The following is a 21,330-nucleotide window of genomic DNA, read 5'->3' as shown; positions in this document are numbered from 1 at the left end:
CAACCGCAAACCCTGCGGAGTTGGCTGCGGGGCGCAGCGGACAGGAACGGATCCCCATGCTTAGCCAGGCGCTGATCGGCGACGAAGGAAGAACGATCGACCTCGGGTGGAAGGACGGCGCGCGCACTCGCTTTCACGCAGTGTGGTTGCGCGACAATGCGCTCGACGACAAGACGCGCAGCGCCGGCAACGGCCAGCGGCTGATCACCATTCTCGACATTCCCGCGCAGACATGGATCGGCGCAGCCGCGATCAAGGGCGATGCGCTTGAAGTCAGTTTCGAACCGGAGGGAAAGACGGTGCGCTTTCCTGCGGCATGGCTGAGCGCCAATGCCTATGACCGCGATGCCGCCCGACAGCCCGGCTGGACAGGCGAGGGCACCGTGCGATGGACCAGGGCCTCTATGCAGAATTCGGTGCCGCGCGCCGGCTATCTCGCTGCCAGCCGCGACCGCGCCGTCTTGCGGCAATGGCTGTCGGCGGTGAAGACCTACGGCTTCGCGGTGATGGACGATTTGCCGCCCGAATCCGGGGCGCTGTGCAAAGTGTCCGATCTGTTCGGCTATATCAGGGAGACCAATTACGGCCGATGGTTCGAGGTGCGCGCCGAGGTCAATCCAACCAATCTGGCCTACACCAATCTTGGCCTGCAGGCGCATACCGACAATCCCTATCGCGATCCGGTGCCGACCTTGCAGATCCTGTCCTGCATCGAAAACACCGTGGAGGGCGGCGAATCCAGCGTCGTCGATGGTTTTGCCGTGGCGGCCGCGCTGCAGGCCGAAAACCCCGAAGGCTTCCGGCTGTTGAGTTCATACCCGGCGCGTTTCGAATATGCGGGGTCGTCGGGCGTGCGATTGCAGGCCAAACGGCCGATGATCGAGCTCGGGCCGGATGGCGAACTCATCGCCATCCGTTTCAACAACCGCTCGCTGGCGCCGACCGTCGATGTGCCGTTCGCGGAGATGGAGGCCTACTACGCCGCCTATCGCCGGATTGCCGAACTGATCGAGGATCCTTCCTTCGAAGTCACCTTCAGGCTCGAGGCAGGCCAGGCCTTCATCGTCGACAACACCCGCGTCATGCATGCCCGCAAGCAATTCTCCGGCGCCGGCAAGCGCTGGCTGCAGGGCTGCTACGCCGACAAGGATGGCCTTTTGTCGACGCTGTCGGCGATCGAACACAGCTTCAAGGAGGCTGCGGAATGAGCGGCCAGGATTTGAACGCGGGCAACATCGTCGAATTCATCGCCGATATTTTCGAACGCCGAGGGGCGGAATCCTATCTCGGCGAACCCGTCACCATGTCGGAGCACATGTTGCAGGGCGCCTGGTTCGCCGAAAAGGACGGCGCGCCCGATGTGCTGGTGGCGGCAGCACTGCTGCACGATATCGGCCACTACACCAGCGAGTTCGGCACCTATTCGCCCGACGATGTCGAGGACAAGCATCATGACGAAGCCGGCGGCGAGGTGCTGGCGCCGTTCTTTCCACCGGTGATCGTCGAATGCGTCAGGCTGCATGTCGCGGCCAAGCGCTACCTCTGCGCTACCGACCCGACCTATTTCGGCAGGCTGTCGCAGGCCTCGGTCCACACGCTGTCGCTGCAAGGCGGGCCGATGAATGCCGAAGAGGTGGCCGAGTTCCGCAAGAACCCGTTCCACGAGGAAGCGGTTCGGGTCCGCATCTGGGACGAGGCCGGCAAGATCGCCAACATGAAGACCCGGGCATTTCGCGACTACATGCCGCTGCTGCAACGGGTTGTCCGCGACTTCGCCAATCGCGCCTGATCATAATCCGGGGAAGGAACGGCATGTGCTACCGCTTCGACGGCGAGCATGCGCAAACCGTATGCCGCCGCAGACTTGCCGCGAGCGTCTGCGTGCGCAGGCGCTCGCGCCTCGCTGCCGATCCCTACCGGTGACGAGCCTTGTCACCGCGGATTTTATTGCGACATCCGTCGGCGCGGCCCAAGATCAGTAGGTCAGACTTCGGTGTATATTTGACTCAGACGAAGGTCTGAGAATCGAGCTGCAAGCACGAAAGGAGAGTTTCCTCAGCGTTTGTGAGCCGCAATTTTGGGCTGTTCATTCTTGAATACCGTGACACATCATGATGTGATGGTGGCATGAATGGAGAAAGGCAGCCCCTGTTTTCATCCGTGCGTCGCCGGGCGTACTTTAGCTTGCGCGTATTCGCGGCGGTTGCGGTGACGATGCCGGTGCTTGGTCTGCGGTTGAGCCATGTCGACGGTTACAAGATCGAATTCGCCGCTGCCAGCGCCAAGAGCGGAAACAATGGCAATGGTAACGGTGGTGGCAACGGTAGTGGTAACGGTAATGGCTCAGGCGGCAACGCCGGGAATGGCAACGCCAACGGAAAGGGAAAAAATGGTGCCGGCGACAACGCCGCCGGTAGCCAAGCTCCCAGTAGCCAAGTCAATGCCGCTGGCGACACGGTGACGGTACAGGGCGCCAAAATCCAGGTCGTGCATCGCGATGGATTCAGCGAAAGCATCGAGGCCGGCCGCTTCACTATGAAGGATCCGCTTGGAAGGACAATTGTCGAACGCGCCGTAAGGGCCTCCGACATTGCTCGTCTGAAAGGGCTGTAACTGTTGGTTCGCCAACCAGCATCCGACCTTCAGACAAGCCCCGATCTCCCTATACAAGACCCGTTTTGGGCGCGTGCATAAGAATGGCTGCTTCGGTGCGGTTTCGCACCTTTAGCTTTTGAAATATCCGAGTCATGTGGTGTTTTACCGTTTTCTCCTGCAGGTTGAGACGTTTGGCGACTTCTTTATTGCTCAGTCCTTCGCCTACCAAGGAGATTATCCCAAGCTCGCGTCCCGAGAGATTGGCAACGAGATCGGTAGTGCGCTTTTCCGGCCGGATCAGTTCATTCAAAAGCTGCGCTGACAGGGTCGGCGAAACATATTTTTTTCCTGCGGCTATATAAGTCAGCACCTCGGCCAGCGATGCCGCCCCAATCCCTTTCAGCACATATCCGCGTACGCCCAGCCTGAGCGCCGTTGCCAAATCGGCGTTCGCCTCCGAGACGGTGAGCATGACGATCTTGCAGTCAGGCTGAGTTGCAAGAATATTTTCCGCTGCCGCCAGACCCCCTCCCGGCAAACTGATGTCTAGCAGCAATATGTCGGGATTTGCCAAGGCCGCAAGCTGTTCGGCATCCGTCGCGGTTTCGCCCGCACCAACGACTTCGAAGCCGCCGATTTCGGCGAGGCTGCGAGCCACACCCTCGCGAAACAGCGGATGATCATCAACAATGGCAATCCTTATGGGAGCGGTCATTTCTGGTCCTCGATGTTGAGCGTTATGGTCAGCCGGGTCCCCCTGGGGCTCGAAAAGGTCTCGAAGTGACCTCCGATACTTTCGATACGTTCCCTCATACCGGCGAGTCCAAGTCCTTCACACGATCCCGACTGGAATCCAGGGCCGTGATCAAGCACTTGAATGAGGAGCTTGCCCTGCGTCACTCTCGCCTTGACAGCCTGCCCCTTGCCCAGACCGTGTCGCCAGGCATTGTTCAGCCCCTCCTGCGCGAAGCGAAAGATGCTTATTTTCTCGGACGTCCCCAGGTCGGGCAGGCGAGATGGCAGTGAAAGCGATACGGAGGAGGCCGTCCGGCGTTCATGTTCGGCAACCGCAAGCCGCAATATCTCCGCGACTGTCGAAGCTTCGATCTGTGGCAGCACGAGGCCGGTGCAGATGGCGCGGATCTCCCGCATCGCCTCGTCCAACGTATGATGGATATCGGCGATCTCGGTCTTCCGGTGGCTTGGGGATGCGGCGGGATCGAGCAGCAGAGGGCTGTCCATGCGCAGCGCAGCCAGTGCGACCAGCTGAGCTGGACCGTCATGCAAATCAGACCCGATGCGACGCAAGTAACGCTCGTTGATTGCCGTTGCGCGGCGCGACGCCTGCTGGACGCGCTCCCGCAAAGCGGAATTCTGCTCCAAAAGCAACTGAAGTTCGGCCACTTGTGTCTCAAGCGCTGAACGCTGCGTTTCGATAGTGCTGCTGCCGCGAAGCACGATTCCCGAGAGCATCGCCAAGGCGACCGCGGTCGCGCCAGCCACGAGCAGCCAGCTCGACCATAGTGCCGAGTTTAAAGTGCCCTGAAGATCGTCGGCTATCTCGTAGAACTCGGAAACGGCCACAACATCGCCCGACCACGGCTCTCGAACCGGATTGTAGATCTCGAGCAGCGAGGCGGTGGGGCTCTTCCGTTCCTTCCTTTCATTTTCGTCCAGATCATTGAATTGCGCCACCACGTTTCCACCGAACGCATGCAGCAAGTTCGCATTTGGCTCGAAGGTCTGGCCGATAAGAGCCGCGTCTTTGGCGTACAGCACCTTGCCATCACGCCGCCAAAGCACGAACGACGCCAGTTTTTTGCCGAGAGCACCCTGGTCCAGGGTTTCATCGAGCGCCCGTTTAACGGTGTCGCTGAGCTGCTGGCTTTTGCGCATATCCGGCAGGATTGGCGCGATGACACTGTCGACGTAAAGCGCGGTCGTGCTTGCAGAGTTGCGGATCACTCCATCTCGTATTTGCGAGGTGACCCATAGGCCGACGACCAGCATCAGCGACAGCAGCCCAATGCTTCCGACTATGATGAACTGCCAAGCCAACGATAGCCTGTTCCAGTTTTGATAGAGACTATCAATGTAGCGCACGTCTCGACCGACCCCGCGACTTTGGCCGCGCCAAAATGCCTAAGCCATCCTACATCTAGAACGGTCGATGGTGCGAGCAAGCGCTAGGTTGAATTGCCGGGGAAACCGCAATTTCAGGGCATGATCCCACCGCCACCCGCGGGGAACGGCGGTGGGATCAGCGTTACTGTATGATCTTGACGATCTTCCGCGTGCCGGGGTCGACCAGCACGGTTCGCCCGTCGACCACAACGTAGCGATACTTGACGCTCGGCACTTCATGCAGTTCCACCGTGTCGGGAATGGCGGTCCCCACGTTCAATTCGACACCTGGAATCTTCACCGACGCAAGGGGCTGCTTTTTCACGTATTCGCGCACAACCGTTTCCTGCTCCGGCGCGATGATGACGTCTTGAGCGGCAACTACGCCCGCGCTCGCGAGCAGCAAGAATCCGGCAATTGCGGTCGACTGGTACATGGTCGTCATGATTCTCTCCTTCATCAACGCTCATGCATCTTGCGCGAGCTCGATTCCGATACGGTGGTTGTTGGTGAGGTTGATGCACACCGCAAGCCGAACGGGCTTTTCGCGGCTGCGTTCCCGCGTGGGGCTTCGGTCCGGGCGTCATCGGGCCAATGGACTATAGGGAGAGGGACCAAAGTCTGGTGCCAGGCTGTAGAGGTCCTAGAGCCTCCTCAGGGCGGAACACAGGGTTCTCGGCATCGTTGAGATCAGCACTTGTGGGAGGCGTNGGAGGCGTTAATGGACAACAGCGTCCATCAGGCACGATGGTTGCTCTTGCCTGTTTTCGGGGTAGCCATCCTGGTCATGACGACGGGAGTACTTCTAAGCTTGTGAGGCTGGTGTCATCGCTATGGGATCACAAGCTCAGAAAAAAGCAAAAATCTTGCGTTGCATTAATTTTTTGATGCAATTTGTAGCTGATTGTTGGCAAAACTACTGCCTACATTTATTGGTCTTCTTAGAAGCCCGATTTTATTCGCAAAATGCGGAACAAAGTATTTTTGACAGAGTTGGCTAGGCTGAGGGACCGACTCTTTAAGGAGAAAGCAGATGAAACATGTGTTGATCACGAGCATGATTGCGCTTGGCGTCGGGTGCGGCGCCGCGATCGCCCAGACCCAGGCTGTGCAGCCGAGCGGCGGCGACAACTGCGCCGCTGGCGCGGCCGATTGCCAGAAGGGCGGCAAGGCCGGCGAACAGGCGCAAGGCAAGATGAAGTCACAGACCGATCAGAATGCACAGGGCCAGGCTGGCGCCACGACCGATCAGCAGGCTCAGGGCAAAGCCAAGCTCAAGACGGATGAACAGGCACAGGGCAAGGCCGGGACCAGTACCGAGCAGAATGCTCAGGGTCAGGCCGGCGCCACGACCGATCAGCAGGCTCAGGGCAAGGCCAAGCTCAAGACGGATGAACAGGCCCAGGGCAAGGCCGGGACCAGCACCGAGCAGAATGCTCAGGGCCAGACCGGCACCAGCACCGAGAAGCAGGCTCAGGGCAAGGCCAAGCTCAAGACGGATGAACAGGCCCAAGGCAAGGCCGGGACCAGCACCGAGCAGAACGCTCAGGGCCAGACCGGCACCAGCACCGAGAAGCAGGCTCAGGGCAAAGCCGGGACCAGCACCGAGCAGAACGCTCAGGGCCAGACCGGCACCAGCACGGACCAGCAGGCCCAGGGCAAGGCCGGGACCACCACCGAGCAGAACGCTCAGGGCAACACAAACGTCCAGACCGACCAGGGCAATACGGCCTCGATCAACAACGTGACAGTCGAGCAGAAGACGCAGGTCACGCAGATCATCCACGAGACCAGGGTTGAGCCGGTGAAGAACGTCGACTTCGACATTTCGGTCGGCATCGAGGTGCCGCGGCACAAAGTGCGCCTGCACCGTCTGCCGGCGCGCATTGTCAAGATCGTCCCGGCTTACGAATCCTATGAGTACTTCGTGCTGGCCGACGGGCGCATCGTCATCGTCGACCCGGATACGTACAAGATCGTGCTGATCCTGACGTGACACGGCAGTGGCTCTTGTTCCCGGCGCGGTGCGATTGAGGGGTATCGTATGCGCCGCGGTGGCCCGCCGACCAGAGGCGGCGGGCCACTTGCTTTGTCTTTCGCATCGCGCGTTTTTCCCGTTGACACCTTGCCTTTCACCCTCGTAGTGTCCGCCACGATGAAAAAGGCACTCATTCTCGTAGGAAAGCGCGTGGGCAAGGCGGTGTAACCGCCGGGCGAAAACCTCCCATGCGCAACACACAGGCTCCCATCGGGGGCCTTTTTTATTGCCCGAAACACGACTAAACGACCAGCAATCGCCTCATGGCTAGAAGTACGGGACCAGACCGATGAGCAACGGACAGAACGAACGGCGCGAAATGCCAAACAGGGAAATGACTGGCGCCGAAATGGTGGTGCAGGCGCTGAAGGACAATGGCGTCAAGCATGTCTTCGGCTATCCCGGCGGCGCGGTGCTTCCGATCTATGACGAAATCTTCCAGCAGGACGAGGTCGAGCACATCCTCGTCCGCCACGAGCAAGGCGCAGGGCATGCGGCCGAAGGCTATGCCCGCTCGACCGGCAAGGCCGGCGTCATGCTGGTGACCTCCGGCCCGGGCGCCACCAATGCGGTGACGCCGCTGCAGGATGCGCTGATGGATTCGATCCCGCTGGTCTGCCTGACCGGGCAGGTGCCGACTTCGCTGATCGGCTCCGACGCGTTCCAGGAGTGCGACACGGTCGGCATCACGCGCCCCTGCACCAAGCACAACTGGCTGGTGAAGGACGTCAACGAATTGGCCGCCACCATCCATGAGGCCTTCCATGTCGCGACGACCGGCCGCCCCGGCCCGGTGGTGGTCGACATTCCGAAGGATGTGCAGTTCGCCAAAGGCATCTATGTGCCGCCGCAGGCGGCGCCGCGCACCAGCTACCAGCCGAAGGTCCAGGGCGACCTGGAAAAGATCAAGGCCGCCGTCGAACTGATGGCCAGCGCCAAGAAGCCGATCATCTATTCGGGCGGCGGCGTCATCAACTCCGGTCCGGAGGCCAGCCATCTTCTGCGCGAACTGGTCGACCTCACCGGCTTCCCGATCACCTCGACGCTGATGGGCCTCGGCGCGTATCCGGCATCGGGCAAGAACTGGATGGGCATGCTGGGCATGCACGGCACTTATGAAGCCAATATGGCGATGCATGATTGCGACGTGATGATCTGCATCGGCGCGCGCTTCGACGACCGCATCACCGGACGGCTGACCGCCTTCTCGCCCAACTCGAAGAAGATCCACATCGACATCGATCCATCGTCGATCAACAAGAACGTGCACACGGAAGTGCCCATCATCGGCGATGTCGGCCGGGTGCTGGAGGACATGGTGCGGCTGTGGCGGGCGAGCGCCAAGGCCGACAAGAAGGCGCTCCATCCCTGGTGGGAGCAGATCGCCAAATGGCGCGCGCGTGACTCGCTCGCGTTCAAGATGAACCACGATGTGATCATGCCGCAATATGCCATCCAGCGGCTCTACGAACTGACCAAGGACATGGACACCTACATCACCACCGAGGTCGGCCAGCACCAGATGTGGGCGGCGCAGCACTATCATTTCGAGAAGCCGAACCGCTGGATGACGTCGGGCGGGTTGGGCACGATGGGCTACGGTCTGCCGGCTGCGCTCGGCGTGCAGATCGCGCACCCGGATGCGCTGGTCATCGACATCGCAGGCGATGCCTCGGTGCAGATGACGATGCAGGAGATGAGCGCGGCGGTGCAGCACAATGCGCCGATCAAGATCTTCATCCTCAACAACCAGTATATGGGCATGGTGCGCCAGTGGCAGCAGCTGCTGCACGGCAACCGTCTGTCGCATTCCTACACCGAAGCGATGCCCGACTTCGTCAAGCTGGCCGACGCATATGGCGGCCATGGCATTCGCTGCGAGAAGCCGGACGAGCTGGACGATGCGATCAAGGAGATGATCGCGGTGAAGAAGCCGGTGCTGTTCGATTGCCGGGTGGCGACGCTCGCCAACTGCTTCCCGATGATCCCGTCGGGCAAGGCGCATAATGAAATGCTCCTGCCCGACGAGGCGACCGACGAAGCCGTGGCCAACGCCATCGACGCCAAGGGCAGGGAACTGGTCTAGGTCCAAGCCGGGGCAGGGCTGTCGCGAGAAGCCGTGCGCAAACAGAGAATTAGCTCAAAGTCTGAAATCGAGATTCATGTCATGAACGCACAGCTTCAACCGACCGGCTCCGCCTATTTCATCGCCAAGGAAACGGAAAAGCCGGAGAACCACACGCTCTCCGTGCTGGTCGACAATGAGCCCGGTGTGCTTGCCCGGGTCATCGGCCTCTTTTCCGGCCGCGGTTATAACATCGAGAGCCTCACCGTCTCCGAGACCGAACACGAGAAGCACCTGTCGCGCATCACCATCGTGACGCGCGGCACGCCGCATGTGCTGGAGCAGATCAAGCACCAGCTCGAACGCATCGTACCGGTGCATCGCGTCGTCGATCTCACCGTGCGCTCGCACGAGTTCGGCCAGGAGCGGCCGCTGGAACGCGAGTTGGCGCTGGTCAAGGTCGCCGGCACCGGCGAAGCCCGCGTCGAGGCGCTGCGTCTGGCGGACGCTTTTCGCGCTTCGGTCATCGACGCCAACACCGAGCACTTCATCTTCGAGATTACCGGCAAGGGTTCGAAGCTCGACCAGTTCATCGCCATCATGAAGCCGCTCGGCCTGGTCGAGATCTGCCGCACCGGCGTGGCGGCGATGAACCGCGGCCCGCAAGGGATGTAGTCTCAGTCCAACTATTTTACCGGCTTGGGATCGACCTTGCCGCTCGCCAGATTCTTACTCTCCCTTTTGATCGGGCGCGATACCGGACAGACGTCCTGGACGAAGCCGTTCAGCGTGTTAACCAGATTGTTCTGGACCAGCGAGTAGCGGATGAATTGTCCCTGCCGCTCCCTGGCGATGAGGCCGGCCGTCTCCAGGATGCTCAGATGCTGCGAGATCGACGGCTTCGACATGTCGAAGCGCGCCGCGATCTCGCCCGCGGTCAGCGAGGAGTGGGCGAGATAGGCGAGGATCTTGCGCCTCGGCTGCGATGACAGCGCCTCGAACACGCGCTGTATGGCGCTGCTTGCCCCGATAGCCGTGTCGCCATCCGCTGCATTGTCTTCGATCACCGCCTGCCTCTGTCGTTTCGCTTCCGGTATTTAGTCTATTGCCTAAATACCTAAATCGGAATAGTAGATAGTTAGCTTATTGCCTAAATAAGCGCCGGCGCGCCGGAAGGCAAGGCTCTTTGGTCCGGAAATGTTTCCTGCAGAGGAGGGGTACCGATGAAGACCATATCCACAGGCAGAATGATCTCGCAGCCCTTGAGCGATGCCGAAGATGGCGAGGTCGTCTGGATGCCGGCCAAGTCGATCTGGGTCGGTGCGATGACGCTGATTGCGTTGGTGTTCGGGCCGCTGACCTTCAGCTGGAGCGCTTTCGCCCTGTTCGTAGCGACGACGGCGGTGACGATCTGCGCCGGACACTCGGTCGGCATGCATCGCCTGCTCATCCATCGCTCGTTCAAGGTTCACATCTGGCTCAAACACGCGCTGGTCTATCTCGGCACGCTCGTCGGCATGGCCGGTCCGTTCGGCATGATCTATGCGCATGACATACGAGACTGGGCGCAGCGCCAGACGGCTTGTCACGACCTGCACGCCCACCGCCGGCCTTTCTTCACCGACGCTTTCTGGCAAATGCATTGCGCCGTAGCGTTGCGCAATCCGCCTGACTTCGTCATCGAGCCGTCGATCAGAAACGACCGCTTCTACAAATTCGTCGAGCGGACCTGGATGCTGCAGCAACTGCCGTGGGCGATCCTTTTCTTGCTCCTCGGCGGGTGGAGCTGGGTGGTCTGGGGCATTGCGGTGCGTATCTCCGTGTCGCTGACCGGGCATTGGCTGGTCGGGCATTTCGCACATCGCAGCGGGCAGCAGGGCTGGCGCGTCGATGGCGTTGCCGTGCAGGGCTACAACCTGCCGCGTTTCGGCCTGGTGACCTTTGGCGAGAGTTTCCACGGCAATCACCATGCGTTTCCCGAATCCGCAAAGCTCGGCCTGGAACGCGGGCAGATCGATCTCGGCTGGCTCTTCATCCGCATCCTGGCTGCCCTCGGCCTCGCGCATGGCGTGAAGCTTCCCGGGAACACGCCGAGGCGCAAAGGCCTGCGGCGTGTGGCTGGCCGTCAGGAGGCCGCCGCCGCTCCCAGCCTGTTGTCGGCGCGGGCCCACGGCAGGTAGACTGTGCCGGCCTGGCTGGCTCGGGATAGGCGGATCACGGCGGAGCGCTTTGGACCAATGGAATGAGGTTGCGTCCAGCGCTCTGTCGATTTAAGTCAGCATTGCTGACCTTTGTGAGCCGTCATGACCCTCGACGCTTTCCTTGCCCTTTTGGTCTACGCCTTCGTGACCTCGATCACGCCGGGGCCGAACAACCTCATGCTCTTGGCGTCGGGCGTGAATTTCGGCCTGGTCAGAACCATCCCGCATATGCTGGGCATCAGCATGGGTTTCCTGGTGCTGTTGCTTGCTGTCGGCTTTGGCCTGGGCGCGGTGCTTACGGCGTTTCCGGCCTTGCACACCGGATTGAAGATCGCCGGCGCTGCCTATCTGCTCTATCTCGCCTGGAAGATCGCCATGTCGCGCTCGCTGTCCAGCAAGGGTGAGACGGAGGCACGGCCGATGCGGTTCATCGAGGCAGCCGCATTCCAGTGGGTCAATGCGAAAGCCTGGGTGATGGCGATCACCGCCATGGCCGTCTACTCCAATCCGGACCACCCGTTCCTGTCGGTGGCGCTGATCGCGATCGCCTTCACCGTCGTCAACCTGCCGAGCGTCTCGATGTGGGCCGGTTTCGGCACAGCGCTGCGCGGGTTCCTGTCGGATCCGGTGCGGCTGAAATGGTTCAACATCGCCATGGGCGTGCTCTTGGCGGCGACGCTCTGGCCGATGCTGAAATAGACGCATCCCGCCTGAGATCTCAACCGCATCCTGGCTGGTTTTCCGACTGCTGAGCCGGCTGCATAGTCATTGTGCAGTGCACATTAAATCTTCGTAATGCCGTGTTTTGGCCCTTTTCCGACAAATGTGCGTCCTATCTACTTCGGCGAGATCGCGGCAAGGCGCCGTGATTGCGTAGAATGAGACCACCGGGTTCGGCGTGTCGGATCATAGGGCTTTTAGTCGATGCGCGGTAAAGTCGTTCTGGCGGTGGTGGTGGCAGCGGCCTGTGTCGCCGCGGCATGGGTCTATTTTTCGCCGGCGGCGATGAGCAGTCTGCAGCAGATGCTGCCGGGCGCCAGGCAGACGGCAGCGGCGGACAAGCCGGCTGGATCGGACAAGGCTTCGGCCGACAAGGCAGGGGGCAAATCCGGCGCCGGCGGCAATGCCGCCCGTTCGGCCTCGATCGTCTCGGCCACCGCGACAACGGCCGATTTTCCGATCCGCCGTTACGCCATCGGCTTCGTGTCGTCGCCGGCCGTGGTCAACATCAACGCCCGCGTGTCCAGCCAGATCGTATCGATCGACGTCAGGGACGGCCAGATGGTGAAGGCCGGCGACCTGCTGTTCTCGCTCGACGACAGGGCGCTCAAGGCGCAGCTTGCCAAGGATCAGGCGACGCTCGCCAAGGACCAGGCGCTGCTAACCAGTTCGGGCTCCGACCTTCAGCGCGCCAAGGATCTCGTCGCCAAGCAGGCCGGCACGCAGCAGACTTACGATCAGGCGGTGGCGGCGCAAAAGGCTGCCGCGGCGACGGTCGATGCCGACAAGGCGACGATCGACGCCGACAATGTCCAGCTCGGCTTTGCCAGCATCAAGGCGCCGATTGCCGGCCGGCTGGGCGCGGTCAACGTTTCGGTCGGTGACCTCGTCACCTTGAGCAACGGCAACTCGAGCACGGCCACGCCGCTGGTGACGATCACCGAGATGGATCCGCTGCAAGTCAACTTCAACCTGCCGGAGAGCAACCTGGCGCTGCTGCACAAGGCGCTGGCCAACCCGCAGCAAGGCGCGGTGACGCTGACCAAGGATGGCGATCCGACGCCGATCGGCAACGGCACGCTCGACTTCGTCGATTCCAGCGTCGACACCGCGTCCGGCACCATCGCGACACGGGCGAGCATTCCCAACGCCGATCTTTCACTGTGGCCCGGCCAATATGTGAATGTCGTGCTCGACGCTGGCATCATGCCGCAGATGACATCCATCCCGACCGTTGCCGTGCAGCCCAGCCAAAAGGGACCGTTCGTCTATGTCGTCAAGCCCGACAACACGGTCGAGATGCGACCGGTGCAGGTGGCGCTGACCGAAGGCGAAAACAGCGCCATCAGCGAGGGCGTCAAATCAGGCGAGAAGGTGGTGGTCGAGGGCCAGACCAGGCTGAAGGACGGCGCCGCCATTCACGAAGGCAAGGCGGCCGGCGGTGATCAAGCTGCTCCCAAGGTCGCCGAGGCCGGCAAGGCGGCTGCCCAATGATTTCCGAATTCTGCATACGCAGGCCTGTCGCCACGCTGCTGATGTCGTTCGCCCTCGTGCTGGGCGGGCTGTTCGCCTACAAGTTCCTGCCGGTGGCGGCGCTGCCGAGCGCCGAATTCCCGGTCGTCAACGTCTCGGCCACCCTGGCCGGCGCTTCGCCCGAAACCATGGCCACTTCGGTGGCGACGCCGCTGATCAAGCAGTTCGCCACCATTGCCGGCATCGATTCGATCTCGACCAGCAATTCGCTGGGACGCACCTCGATCGCCATCCAGTTCGTGCTCAACAGGGATATCGACGCTGCCGCCGCCGATGTGCAGGCAGCGATCGCGCGCACGCAGCGCCAGCTGCCGCCCGAGATGACGGCGCCGCCGAGCTATCGCAAGGTCAATCCGGCCGACGCGCCGATCCTTTTGATGTCGCTGGTCAGCGACACGGTTCCGCTCACCGACCTCGACGCCTTCGCCGAAAACGTCATCTCGCCCTCGCTGTCGACCATCGACGGCGTGGCGCAGGTGTCGATCTTCGGCCAGCAGAAATATGCGGTGCGCGTGCAGATCGATCCGACCGCACTTGCCGCGCGCGGCATTTCGATCGATCAGCTGCAGACGGCGATCGCCTCGGCCAACTCAAACACGCCGCTTGGCGTGTTGCAGAACGACAAGCAGCAGCTGACCATCACGGCCAATACGCAGCTCACCGATGCCGCCGGGTTCTCCAACCTCATCATCGCCACCAAGAACGGCCATCCGGTGCGGCTGGGCGAGGTGACCCGCGTCATCGACTCGGTCGAGACCACGACGACTGCAAGCTGGTATGACGGCACGCGCGCCATCATCCTGGCGGTGCAGCGCCAGCCCGACGCCAACACCGTCGACGTCGTCGACAAGGTCAAGGCGATGCTGCCGTCGTTCAGGGATCAGATGCCGGCCGCAGCCGACATAAAGCTGCTCAACGACCGCTCGACCTCGATCCGCCAGGCCGTCGACGACGTCCAGTTCACGCTGCTTCTGACCATCGCTTTGGTGGTGATGGTGATCTTCGTCTTCCTGCGCCGGGTGACTGCAACCATCATTCCGGCCGTGGCGGTGCCGATCTCGTTGATCGCGACGCTCGGCGCCATGTTCCTGTTCGGCTTCTCCACCGACAACATCTCGCTGATGGGCCTGACGCTCGCAGTCGGCCTCGTCGTCGACGACGCCATCGTCATGCTGGAAAACATCTTTCGCCACATGGAGGAGGACGGTCTCTCGGCCTTCGATGCCTCGCTGAAGGGCGCGCGCGAAATCGGCTTCACCATCATCTCGATCTCGATCTCGCTGGTGGCGGTGTTCATCCCCGTGCTTCTAATGGGCGGCGTCATCGGCCGCATCTTCAACGAATTCGCCGTCGTGGTGACGGTCGCCATCCTGGCTTCGATGTTCGTGTCGCTGACACTGACGCCAATGCTGTGTTCGCGCTTGCTGTCGGTGACCAAGGCCGATCGCGACAAGCATGCCCCCGGCCACAAGCAGGATATCGTCACCCGCGGCTATGACCGGCTTTTGACCTTCTGCCTGCGCCACACTTTTCTGGTGTTCCTCGTCTTCGCCGGCACGGCGGCAGGGTCGGTCTGGCTGATCGAGGTCTCGCCGAAAGGCTTTTTCCCGCAAGAGGATATCGGCCAGATCTCGGTTACGACGATCGCCAGGCAGGACATCTCCTACGACGCCATGGTCAAGCTGCAGAACCAGGCGGCAAGTGTCTTCTCGCATTCGCCCTATGTCTCGCATGTCGCCTGGTCAGCCGGCGGCGGCAACAATGCGCTGAACCAGGGCCAGCTCTATGTGCAGCTGAAGGACAAGAGCCAGCGCCCCGACATCGACAAGGTGCTGTCGGATCTGCGGCGGCAACTGGCCACTGTGCCGGGGATCGATGCCTATATGCAGCCGGTGCAGAACCTGCGGCTTGGCGCGCGTTCTTCCGCCAGCGCCTACCAGCTCGTCGTTCAGGGCCTCGATACCGGCTTGACCGACACATGGGCGCAAAAGCTCGACGATGCGATGGCGGCCGATCATGCGAATTTCACCGACGTCACCAGCGATTTGCAGAACAATTCATTGCAGGCGACGCTGGTGGTCGATCGCGACAAGGCGGCCTCGCTCGGCATCGACACCGACACGCTGCGCTCCAGTCTCTATGGCGGCTTCGGCACGGAGCAGGTCTCGACGATCTTCGGCTCGGCCGACAGCTACGAAGTCATCATGGAGCTCGATCCCAACATCGAATGGTCGCCCGAGCGCATGCTGGCCATCCAGGTCAGGACGGCAAGCGGCAGCCTGGTGCCGCTCGGCGCCTTTGCCCGCGTCGACCGCACCGCCGGCGCGCTGACGGTCAACCAGCTCGGCCAGCTGCCGGCGGTGACCATCTCCTACAACCTGCCGCAAGGCGTGGCGCTGGGCGACAGCACGGCCCGCATCGCCGCGCTGAAGGAGCAGATCGGCATGCCGCCGGCGATTTCGACCAGCTTTGCCGGCACCGCCAAGACCTTCCAGGATTCGCTGGCCAATCAGGGCCTGCTGATCGGCGGCGCCGTTCTGACCATCTATATCGTACTCGGCATCCTCTATGAGAGCTTTATCCATCCGCTGACCATTCTGACCGGCCTGCCTTCGGCGGTGCTGGGCGCGGTGGTCGCGCTGCGCTTTGCCGGCATGGACCTGTCGGTGATCGCGGTGATCGGCATCCTGATGCTGATCGGCATCGTCAAGAAGAACGGCATCATGATGGTCGACGTCGCGCTGGAGCTGCGACGAGAAGGCATGTCGGCCAAGGAGTCCATACACAAGGCGTGCCTGATGCGTTTCAGGCCGATCATGATGACGACGTTGGCGGCGCTGATGGGCACGTTCCCGATCGCGCTCGGCACCGGCGCCAGTGCTGAGCTGCGCCAGCCGCTCGGTGTCGCGGTCGTCGGCGGGCTGCTCGCTTCCCAGGCGCTGACGCTGTTCGTCACCCCTGTCATCTATGTCTATTTCGAGAATTTCTCCGGCTGGCTGGTGAGCTTCTTCTCTTCGAAAAAGAACAGGCCGGAGCTGCATGCGGTCGAGAGCGGCGAGCAGGCCTCGCTGTTCGGTCCCGAGGATCGGCTCCAGCCGCAAAGGGCCGCCGCCGAATAGGCGATAGCCCGTGGCCCAAGCTGTCATGCTTGCGGCCGCGTGCCGCCGATCCTAATCTGAGGTCATGTCCCATGATCATGACCACGACAATGAGCTCGACCCGTTTGCGGCGCGCGTGCGCGCGCTGGAGACCATCCTCACCGAAAAAGGCCTGATCGATCCGGCCGCAATCGACGTCATCGTCGACACCTATGAGACCAAGATCGGGCCGCGCAACGGCGCCAGGGTGGTGGCGAAAGCCTGGAGCGATCCGGCCTTTGCCGAGTGGCTGAAGCGCGACGCGACGGAAGCGATCGCGTCGCTGAGCTATAGCGGCCGCCAGGGCGAGCACATGCAGGCGGTGTTCAATACGGACGAGACGCACAACCTCGTCGTCTGCACGCTGTGCTCCTGCTATCCGTGGTCGGTGCTTGGGCTGCCGCCGGTCTGGTACAAGGCGCCGCCCTATCGCTCGCGGGCGGTGATCGATCCCCGCGGCGTGCTCGAAGAGTTCGGGCTGACCTTGCCGGCGGAGAAAAACATCCGCGTCTGGGATTCGACTGCCGAACTGCGCTATCTCGTGGTGCCGATGCGGCCTGGCGGTACCGAAGGCTGGAGTGAGGACCAACTCGCCGAACTGGTCAGCCGCGATGCGATGATCGGCACGGCGGTGGCCAAGGAACCCGGGACAAAGAAGGTACCGGCATGAACGGGCCGCAGGATCTCGGTGGGCAGATGGGTTTCGGGCCGGTCGCGCCCGAAAAGGACGAACCGTATTTTCATGCGGATTGGGAGAGGCGGGCGCTCGGCGTGACGCTGACTGCCGGCGCCATGGGCGCGTGGAACATCGACGAGAGCCGGCACGCCAGGGAATCGCTGCATCCGGCCGTCTATTATTCCTCAAGCTACTACCAGATATGGATCAAAGCGCTCGAGGTGCTGCTGAAGCGCCATGGCTTCGTCAGCGAGCGCGATCTGACGGAAGGTCGGGCGGTCGATCCGGCGGCGACGCCCAAAAGGGTGTTGAAGGCCGAAAACGTGCCGGCGGTACTGGCCAAGGGCAGTCCCTGCGACCGGCCGGTTGAGACGGCGCCGCGCTTCAAGGCCGGCGACCCGGTGCGGACAAAGAATTTCAATCCCACCGGCCACACAAGGCTACCGCGTTATGCGCGCGGCAAGCACGGAGTTATCGAGGCCGTGCGTGACGGTTTTGTGTTCCCCGACAGCAACGCACATGGCAACGGTGAAAACCCGCAATGGGTCTATACCGTGGTCTTCGATGGCTCGGAAATCTGGGGCGAGGGCGCCGACCCGACGCTGACCGTCTCGATCGATGCCTGGGAGAGCTATCTTGAGCCGGCCTGAAGGTGCATTGCCGGCGGGTCTGGACGAACCGGTATTCGCCGAACCCTGGCAGGCCGAAGCCTTCGCCATGACGGTGGCGCTGCATGACAAGGGCCTGTTTTCGTGGAGCGAATGGGCCGATGCGCTGTCGGCGCAAGTGAAGAAGCCGGGCGCCGCAAGCGACGGCCACGATTATTACGAGCATTGGCTGGCTGCGCTGGAGACGCTGCTGGCGGCCAAGGGCGTCGCGGGAAAAAGTGACGTCGACACGCTCGCCGCCGCCTGGGAACGCGCCGCGCATGCAACCCCGCACGGCAAGCCGATTTTGTTGGAGAACGATCCCGGGCCGACCAGAGGTAGCGGCGGCGGCGCGAACATATAGTCCGCCTGTGGTTGGTGTTTGAAATCTGGCGGCCGATGCAACTAATTTTCGACGACCATGCCTTCGTCGTCCCCATAGACAAACGCCTCAACGACGGCGAAGCGGCCACGGTTTTTGGAAATGGCGACGAAGTCGTTGTCACCCAAGTGGAGGATCACTTGCTCGTCGCTGATGGTAACACGTTCTATGGTTCTGGCATTTTCGTCACCCAGACAGGCCGTGACCTCGGTATATATCGCGAACCCTGCGTCATCCGACAAGGAGACAACGATGCCATAACCAGGTTCGCCGATTTCGATCTTCTTTATCGACTTTCCGATCAGCCTGTCTGCGAACGACCTCATCAATATCCTCGCTTATAGGTGTCTGCGCCGATCTGCATCTCGATCATGTCCGTGATAGTGGCATTGCCCGATCTAGGTGTTTGATCCCAGGCTTTGATGGCGCATACTTTTCGTCCGAATCAAAGGATGCGCTATGGGCCAGGTTCTTCATGGGAGCGCCACGACGACAGAGGCGATCCGTCGAGCGATACAGCATAGTCAAGAGAGCCTGAGGGCGCTGGCGAAGCGCTACGGCATCAATCAGAAGACGGTTAGGAAGTGGAGGAACCGGACGTCGGCCGCCGATCTTCCGACTGGCCCCAGAGATCCGAAGTCGACAGTGCTATCGACTGAGGAAGAGGCGGTCATCGTCGCCTTTCGGCGTTATACGCTGCTGCCACTGGACGATTGCCTCTATGCTCTCCAACCGACGATCCCGCATCTGTCGCGGTCATCCTTGCATCGCTGCCTGCAGCGTCACGGGATAGGCAGGTTGCCGGATGTCGAGGGCGACAAGCCGGCAAGGAAGAAGTTCAAGGCCTATCCAATCGGCTACTTCCATATCGACGTCGCCGAGGTCCGAACCGAGCAGGGCAAGCTGCATATGTTCGTGGCCATAGATCGGACCTCGAAGTTCGCTTTCGTCGAGCTGCACGAGAAGGCAACGACAGCGGTCTCCGCCGATTTCCTGCGCCATCTTCTTGATGCTGTCCCTTACAAGATCCACACAGTGCTTACCGACAACGGCATTCAGTTCACGACCCCAGGTGCCGGCGGCTCGGCCGTTCCGCTGATCAAGGAAGCCATGGCGGCGGGAGAAATCATATGGGCGCACGCCTTCGAACATACTTGCGCCAAGGCCGATATCGACCACCGAACGACAAAGCCAAGGCACCCATGGACCAACGGCCAGGTCGAACGCATGAACCGCACGATCAAGGATGCGACCGTCAAACGCTTCTACTACGAGAGCCATGACCAACTGCGCCAGCATCTCGCCGATTTCGTCTTAGCCTATAATTTCGGCCGTCGACTGAAGACCCTCAAGGGCCTCACGCCCTTTGAATACATCTGCAAAATCTGGACAAAAGAGCCCGAACGATTCAGGCTCCAACCCATCAAACCTTGGGACTAAACATCTAGGTTCAAATGCCTGAATTCAAATCGTTCGTTATCCGCTTGCATGTTCACTTTACGTTCGCATTTGCGCCTGCTAGTTTGTCCCGTTGAAGGTGAGGCAATCCCATCGTTTTAAGCGGTGGTTGGCACCAAGCTTGTCTTTCCCTTGCGAATCCGGTCTGTCGAACCGATGGAATTCTCCCCCCAACAGGATGAGGCTCTGAAAGCGGTTGCGCGCTGGCTCAAGGAGGGCCGGCCGCAGATCTTCCGGCTGTTCGGCTATGCCGGCACCGGCAAGACGACGCTGGCGCGCTATTTTGCCGAACATGTCGACGGGCAGGTGCAGTTCGCCGCCTTCACCGGCAAGGCGGCGCAGGTTCTGCGCTCCAAGGGCGCGGTCAATGCACGCACTATCCATTCGCTGATCTACCGGCCCAAGGGCGAGGAATCGGTCGCCGACGAGGTGACCGGCAAGACCTCGATGTCGCCGACCTTCTCGCTCAACCGGCAAAGCCCGATCTCGCGCGCCAAGCTGGTCGTCATCGACGAATGCTCGATGGTCGACGAACAGCTTGGCCGCGACCTCCTGAGTTTCGGCACGCCGATCCTGGTGCTTGGCGATCCGGCGCAGCTGCCGCCGATCTCGGGCGGCGGCTTTTTCACCGAGCATGAGCCGGATGTGCTCTTGACCGAAATCCACCGCCAGGCGCGCGACAATCCGATCATCCAGCTGGCGCTCGACGTGCGCGAGGGCCGCGAGTTCATGCGCGGCGACTACGGCAGCGCGCAGGTCATCGGCAAGGAGGACGTCACCCAGGAGCTGGTGCTGAAGGCGGACCAGGTGTTGGTCGGCACCAACCGCACACGCCGCCGCTACAATCAGCGCCTGCGCGAGCTGAAGGGTTTCAATGCCGATTATCCGCAGGCCGGCGACAAGCTGGTCTGCCTGCGCAACGACCCCGCCAAGGGCCTGCTCAACGGTTCGCTGTGGAAGGTGATGACCTCGTCGCGCGAGACGGTGAAGCCGGGCATCAACCTTCTGGTCTCGCCCGAGGAGGACGATCCCGACCGCGGCGTCGCCAAGATCAAGCTGCTCAAGTCGGCTTTCGAGGATCCGGACGCCGATATCCCCTGGCAGCAGAAGAAGCGCTTTGACGATTTCGACTATGGCTACGCGCTGACCGTGCACAAGGCGCAGGGTTCGCAGTGGAACGACGTCGTGCTGTTCGACGAGAGCTGGGCATTCAAGGAAACCCGCCAGCGCTGGCTTTATACCGCCATCACGCGGGCGGCAGAGCGGCTGACGATCGTTAGATAGCTGGCGTTAGATAGCGTCGTCAGGTAGCAGCCGGCGCAGCAGGGCTGAGTGGCGTCGCGCCCAGCCATGCCCAGGCGTCTGCTTCGTCCTCGGCATTGAAATGCCTGAACTCGATCGGTGGCGAAGCCGGAAGGAAGTTCCGCGCATCCGCTATCCAGTCGGGCTCACCGATCGTCGCGCACCGGGCGATATGCTCTAGCGCATGCACCGTACCTTGTTTCAGCGTCTCGTCGTCCATATCGATCCAGTCGACGCCCTCATGATCGACCAGCCGCACCAAGACGTCAATCCTCGGGTGCAGCGCGTAGGCAGCCTCCAGCAATCCAAACAGATTTTCGCCGTCGGCGGCAGAGACATGGCCGACGACGTCGATGGCGAAAAGGTCCTCACGGTCGGTTTCGAGGCGGCGGATTGCGGGCACGGACTGGAGAAAATTCATTGGCTGGGTTCCCCCTTGCGAGCAGATGTCA

General features: G+C 61.5%; 21 protein-coding genes. 15 read left to right on the top strand and 6 right to left on the bottom strand.

Annotated features, from left to right (window positions below; genetic code table 11):
- Positions 1-56: 56 nt before the first annotated feature.
- The 3 genes from X727_RS157030 (at position 57) to X727_RS157040 (ending at position 2,613) form a co-directional block, all read left to right on the top strand.
- The gene (locus tag X727_RS157030) at positions 57-1,208 is read left to right on the top strand and encodes a gamma-butyrobetaine dioxygenase (protein WP_023744638.1); all 1,152 of its coding nucleotides are present in this window, start codon (positions 57-59) and stop codon (positions 1,206-1,208) included.
- The gene (locus X727_RS157035; protein ID WP_023707197.1) at positions 1,205-1,789 is read left to right on the top strand and encodes an HD domain-containing protein; all 585 of its coding nucleotides are present in this window, start codon (positions 1,205-1,207) and stop codon (positions 1,787-1,789) included. Before X727_RS157030 ends, X727_RS157035 begins: the two co-directional genes overlap by 4 nt.
- A gap of 395 nt (positions 1,790-2,184) precedes the next feature.
- Positions 2,185-2,613 (top strand): hypothetical protein, encoded by a 429-nt coding sequence (locus X727_RS157040; RefSeq protein WP_023731683.1) that lies wholly within the window; start codon positions 2,185-2,187, stop codon positions 2,611-2,613.
- Positions 2,614-2,662: 49 nt separating this feature from the next.
- Here X727_RS157040 and X727_RS157045 read toward each other — a convergent pair whose 3' ends face one another.
- From X727_RS157045 to X727_RS157055, 3 genes are all read right to left on the bottom strand, one after another.
- The gene (locus X727_RS157045; protein ID WP_023668347.1) at positions 2,663-3,310 is read right to left on the bottom strand and encodes a response regulator transcription factor; all 648 of its coding nucleotides are present in this window, start codon (positions 3,308-3,310) and stop codon (positions 2,663-2,665) included.
- Positions 3,307-4,698 (bottom strand): sensor histidine kinase, encoded by a 1,392-nt coding sequence (locus X727_RS157050; RefSeq protein ID WP_023690914.1) that lies wholly within the window; start codon positions 4,696-4,698, stop codon positions 3,307-3,309. The genes X727_RS157045 and X727_RS157050 overlap by 4 nt, the downstream gene beginning before the upstream one ends.
- A 163-nt stretch (positions 4,699-4,861) precedes the next feature.
- Complete coding sequence (locus X727_RS157055) at positions 4,862-5,155, bottom strand: DUF1236 domain-containing protein (RefSeq protein ID WP_023668349.1); 294 nt, start codon at positions 5,153-5,155, stop codon at positions 4,862-4,864.
- 597 nt (positions 5,156-5,752) lie between these two features.
- On the opposite strand from X727_RS157055, the gene X727_RS157060 reads away from it, so the two are divergent.
- The 3 genes from X727_RS157060 to ilvN all read left to right on the top strand — a co-directional run bounded on the left by X727_RS157060 (position 5,753) and on the right by ilvN (position 9,497).
- Positions 5,753-6,715, top strand: a complete 963-nt coding sequence (locus X727_RS157060; RefSeq protein ID WP_023668350.1) for a DUF1236 domain-containing protein — start codon at positions 5,753-5,755, stop codon at positions 6,713-6,715.
- Between the two features lie 331 nt (positions 6,716-7,046).
- Positions 7,047-8,843: an acetolactate synthase 3 large subunit gene (locus X727_RS157065; protein WP_023668351.1), complete on the top strand. Its 1,797-nt coding sequence runs from the start codon at positions 7,047-7,049 to the stop codon at positions 8,841-8,843.
- A gap of 81 nt (positions 8,844-8,924) precedes the next feature.
- Positions 8,925-9,497 carry an acetolactate synthase small subunit gene (gene ilvN, locus X727_RS157070; protein WP_023668352.1) on the top strand — a complete coding sequence of 191 codons (573 nt, stop codon included), beginning with the start codon at positions 8,925-8,927 and terminating at the stop codon, positions 9,495-9,497.
- Between the two features lie 11 nt (positions 9,498-9,508).
- On the opposite strand, the gene X727_RS0133500 is transcribed toward ilvN, so the two are convergent.
- The gene (locus X727_RS0133500; RefSeq protein WP_023702997.1) at positions 9,509-9,889 is read right to left on the bottom strand and encodes a metalloregulator ArsR/SmtB family transcription factor; all 381 of its coding nucleotides are present in this window, start codon (positions 9,887-9,889) and stop codon (positions 9,509-9,511) included.
- A gap of 156 nt (positions 9,890-10,045) precedes the next feature.
- Between X727_RS0133500 and X727_RS157075 the strand changes: the two genes are divergently transcribed.
- The 7 genes from X727_RS157075 to X727_RS157105 all read left to right on the top strand — a co-directional run bounded on the left by X727_RS157075 (position 10,046) and on the right by X727_RS157105 (position 18,100).
- A complete protein-coding gene (locus tag X727_RS157075; RefSeq protein ID WP_023714739.1) occupies positions 10,046-11,002 on the top strand; it encodes an acyl-CoA desaturase in 957 nt (318 codons plus the stop codon).
- Between the two features lie 123 nt (positions 11,003-11,125).
- Entirely contained in the window at positions 11,126-11,722 is a 597-nt protein-coding gene (locus X727_RS157080) for a LysE family translocator (RefSeq protein WP_023688075.1), read from the top strand.
- Positions 11,723-11,947: 225 nt separating this feature from the next.
- A complete protein-coding gene (locus tag X727_RS157085; RefSeq protein ID WP_023805518.1) occupies positions 11,948-13,237 on the top strand; it encodes an efflux RND transporter periplasmic adaptor subunit in 1,290 nt (429 codons plus the stop codon).
- On the top strand, positions 13,234-16,395 hold the full coding sequence (locus tag X727_RS157090) for an efflux RND transporter permease subunit (RefSeq protein WP_023833884.1): 3,162 nt from the start codon (positions 13,234-13,236) through the stop codon (positions 16,393-16,395). The genes X727_RS157085 and X727_RS157090 overlap by 4 nt, the downstream gene beginning before the upstream one ends.
- 64 nt (positions 16,396-16,459) lie before the next feature.
- Positions 16,460-17,083 carry a nitrile hydratase subunit alpha gene (gene nthA, locus X727_RS157095; protein ID WP_023815545.1) on the top strand — a complete coding sequence of 208 codons (624 nt, stop codon included), beginning with the start codon at positions 16,460-16,462 and terminating at the stop codon, positions 17,081-17,083.
- Positions 17,080-17,739: a nitrile hydratase subunit beta gene (nthB, locus tag X727_RS157100; protein WP_023833883.1), complete on the top strand. Its 660-nt coding sequence runs from the start codon at positions 17,080-17,082 to the stop codon at positions 17,737-17,739. The genes nthA and nthB overlap by 4 nt, the downstream gene beginning before the upstream one ends.
- Positions 17,726-18,100 carry a nitrile hydratase accessory protein gene (locus tag X727_RS157105; protein ID WP_023725319.1) on the top strand — a complete coding sequence of 125 codons (375 nt, stop codon included), beginning with the start codon at positions 17,726-17,728 and terminating at the stop codon, positions 18,098-18,100. The genes nthB and X727_RS157105 overlap by 14 nt, the downstream gene beginning before the upstream one ends.
- 41 nt (positions 18,101-18,141) lie before the next feature.
- Here X727_RS157105 and X727_RS157110 read toward each other — a convergent pair whose 3' ends face one another.
- Positions 18,142-18,444: a hypothetical protein gene (locus X727_RS157110; RefSeq protein WP_023829268.1), complete on the bottom strand. Its 303-nt coding sequence runs from the start codon at positions 18,442-18,444 to the stop codon at positions 18,142-18,144.
- A 133-nt stretch (positions 18,445-18,577) separates the two neighbouring features.
- Here X727_RS157110 and X727_RS157115 point away from each other — a divergent pair, with 133 nt between their 5' ends.
- A complete protein-coding gene (locus X727_RS157115; RefSeq protein ID WP_023833882.1) occupies positions 18,578-19,558 on the top strand; it encodes an IS481 family transposase in 981 nt (326 codons plus the stop codon).
- Positions 19,559-19,732: 174 nt separating this feature from the next.
- Positions 19,733-20,860 carry an ATP-dependent RecD-like DNA helicase gene (locus X727_RS157120; RefSeq protein WP_023833881.1) on the top strand — a complete coding sequence of 376 codons (1,128 nt, stop codon included), beginning with the start codon at positions 19,733-19,735 and terminating at the stop codon, positions 20,858-20,860.
- Positions 20,861-20,879: 19 nt separating this feature from the next.
- Here X727_RS157120 and X727_RS157125 read toward each other — a convergent pair whose 3' ends face one another.
- Positions 20,880-21,299, bottom strand: coding sequence for an STAS/SEC14 domain-containing protein (locus X727_RS157125; RefSeq protein ID WP_023668362.1), 420 nt, complete (start codon positions 21,297-21,299; stop codon positions 20,880-20,882).
- Positions 21,300-21,330 lie beyond the last annotated feature (31 nt).

It is taken from the genome of Mesorhizobium sp. L103C105A0 (assembly GCF_000502215.1).
In the GTDB taxonomy this organism is placed as follows: domain Bacteria; phylum Pseudomonadota; class Alphaproteobacteria; order Rhizobiales; family Rhizobiaceae; genus Mesorhizobium.
Note: the sequence above shows the minus strand (reverse complement) of the source record. Positions and strands in the feature narration are given on the sequence as shown.

Bases quoted from the DNA above. Each gene is read 5' to 3' on its own strand.
- X727_RS157030 (WP_023744638.1), top strand. From the start codon at position 57: ATGCTTAGCCAGGCGCTGATCGGCGACGAAGGAAGAACGATCGACCTC.
- X727_RS157035 (WP_023707197.1), top strand. From the start codon at position 1,205: ATGAGCGGCCAGGATTTGAACGCGGGCAACATCGTCGAATTCATCGCC.
- X727_RS157045 (WP_023668347.1), bottom strand. From the start codon at position 3,310: ATGACCGCTCCCATAAGGATTGCCATTGTTGATGATCATCCGCTGTTT.
- X727_RS157055 (WP_023668349.1), bottom strand. From the start codon at position 5,155: ATGTACCAGTCGACCGCAATTGCCGGATTCTTGCTGCTCGCGAGCGCG.
- X727_RS157060 (WP_023668350.1), top strand. From the start codon at position 5,753: ATGAAACATGTGTTGATCACGAGCATGATTGCGCTTGGCGTCGGGTGC.
- X727_RS157065 (WP_023668351.1), top strand. From the start codon at position 7,047: ATGAGCAACGGACAGAACGAACGGCGCGAAATGCCAAACAGGGAAATG.
- ilvN (WP_023668352.1), top strand. From the start codon at position 8,925: ATGAACGCACAGCTTCAACCGACCGGCTCCGCCTATTTCATCGCCAAG.
- X727_RS157075 (WP_023714739.1), top strand. From the start codon at position 10,046: ATGAAGACCATATCCACAGGCAGAATGATCTCGCAGCCCTTGAGCGAT.
- X727_RS157080 (WP_023688075.1), top strand. From the start codon at position 11,126: ATGACCCTCGACGCTTTCCTTGCCCTTTTGGTCTACGCCTTCGTGACC.
- X727_RS157085 (WP_023805518.1), top strand. From the start codon at position 11,948: ATGCGCGGTAAAGTCGTTCTGGCGGTGGTGGTGGCAGCGGCCTGTGTC.
- X727_RS157090 (WP_023833884.1), top strand. From the start codon at position 13,234: ATGATTTCCGAATTCTGCATACGCAGGCCTGTCGCCACGCTGCTGATG.
- nthA (WP_023815545.1), top strand. From the start codon at position 16,460: ATGTCCCATGATCATGACCACGACAATGAGCTCGACCCGTTTGCGGCG.
- nthB (WP_023833883.1), top strand. From the start codon at position 17,080: ATGAACGGGCCGCAGGATCTCGGTGGGCAGATGGGTTTCGGGCCGGTC.
- X727_RS157110 (WP_023829268.1), bottom strand. From the start codon at position 18,444: ATGAGGTCGTTCGCAGACAGGCTGATCGGAAAGTCGATAAAGAAGATC.
- X727_RS157115 (WP_023833882.1), top strand. From the start codon at position 18,578: ATGGGCCAGGTTCTTCATGGGAGCGCCACGACGACAGAGGCGATCCGT.
- X727_RS157120 (WP_023833881.1), top strand. From the start codon at position 19,733: ATGGAATTCTCCCCCCAACAGGATGAGGCTCTGAAAGCGGTTGCGCGC.
- X727_RS157125 (WP_023668362.1), bottom strand. From the start codon at position 21,299: ATGAATTTTCTCCAGTCCGTGCCCGCAATCCGCCGCCTCGAAACCGAC.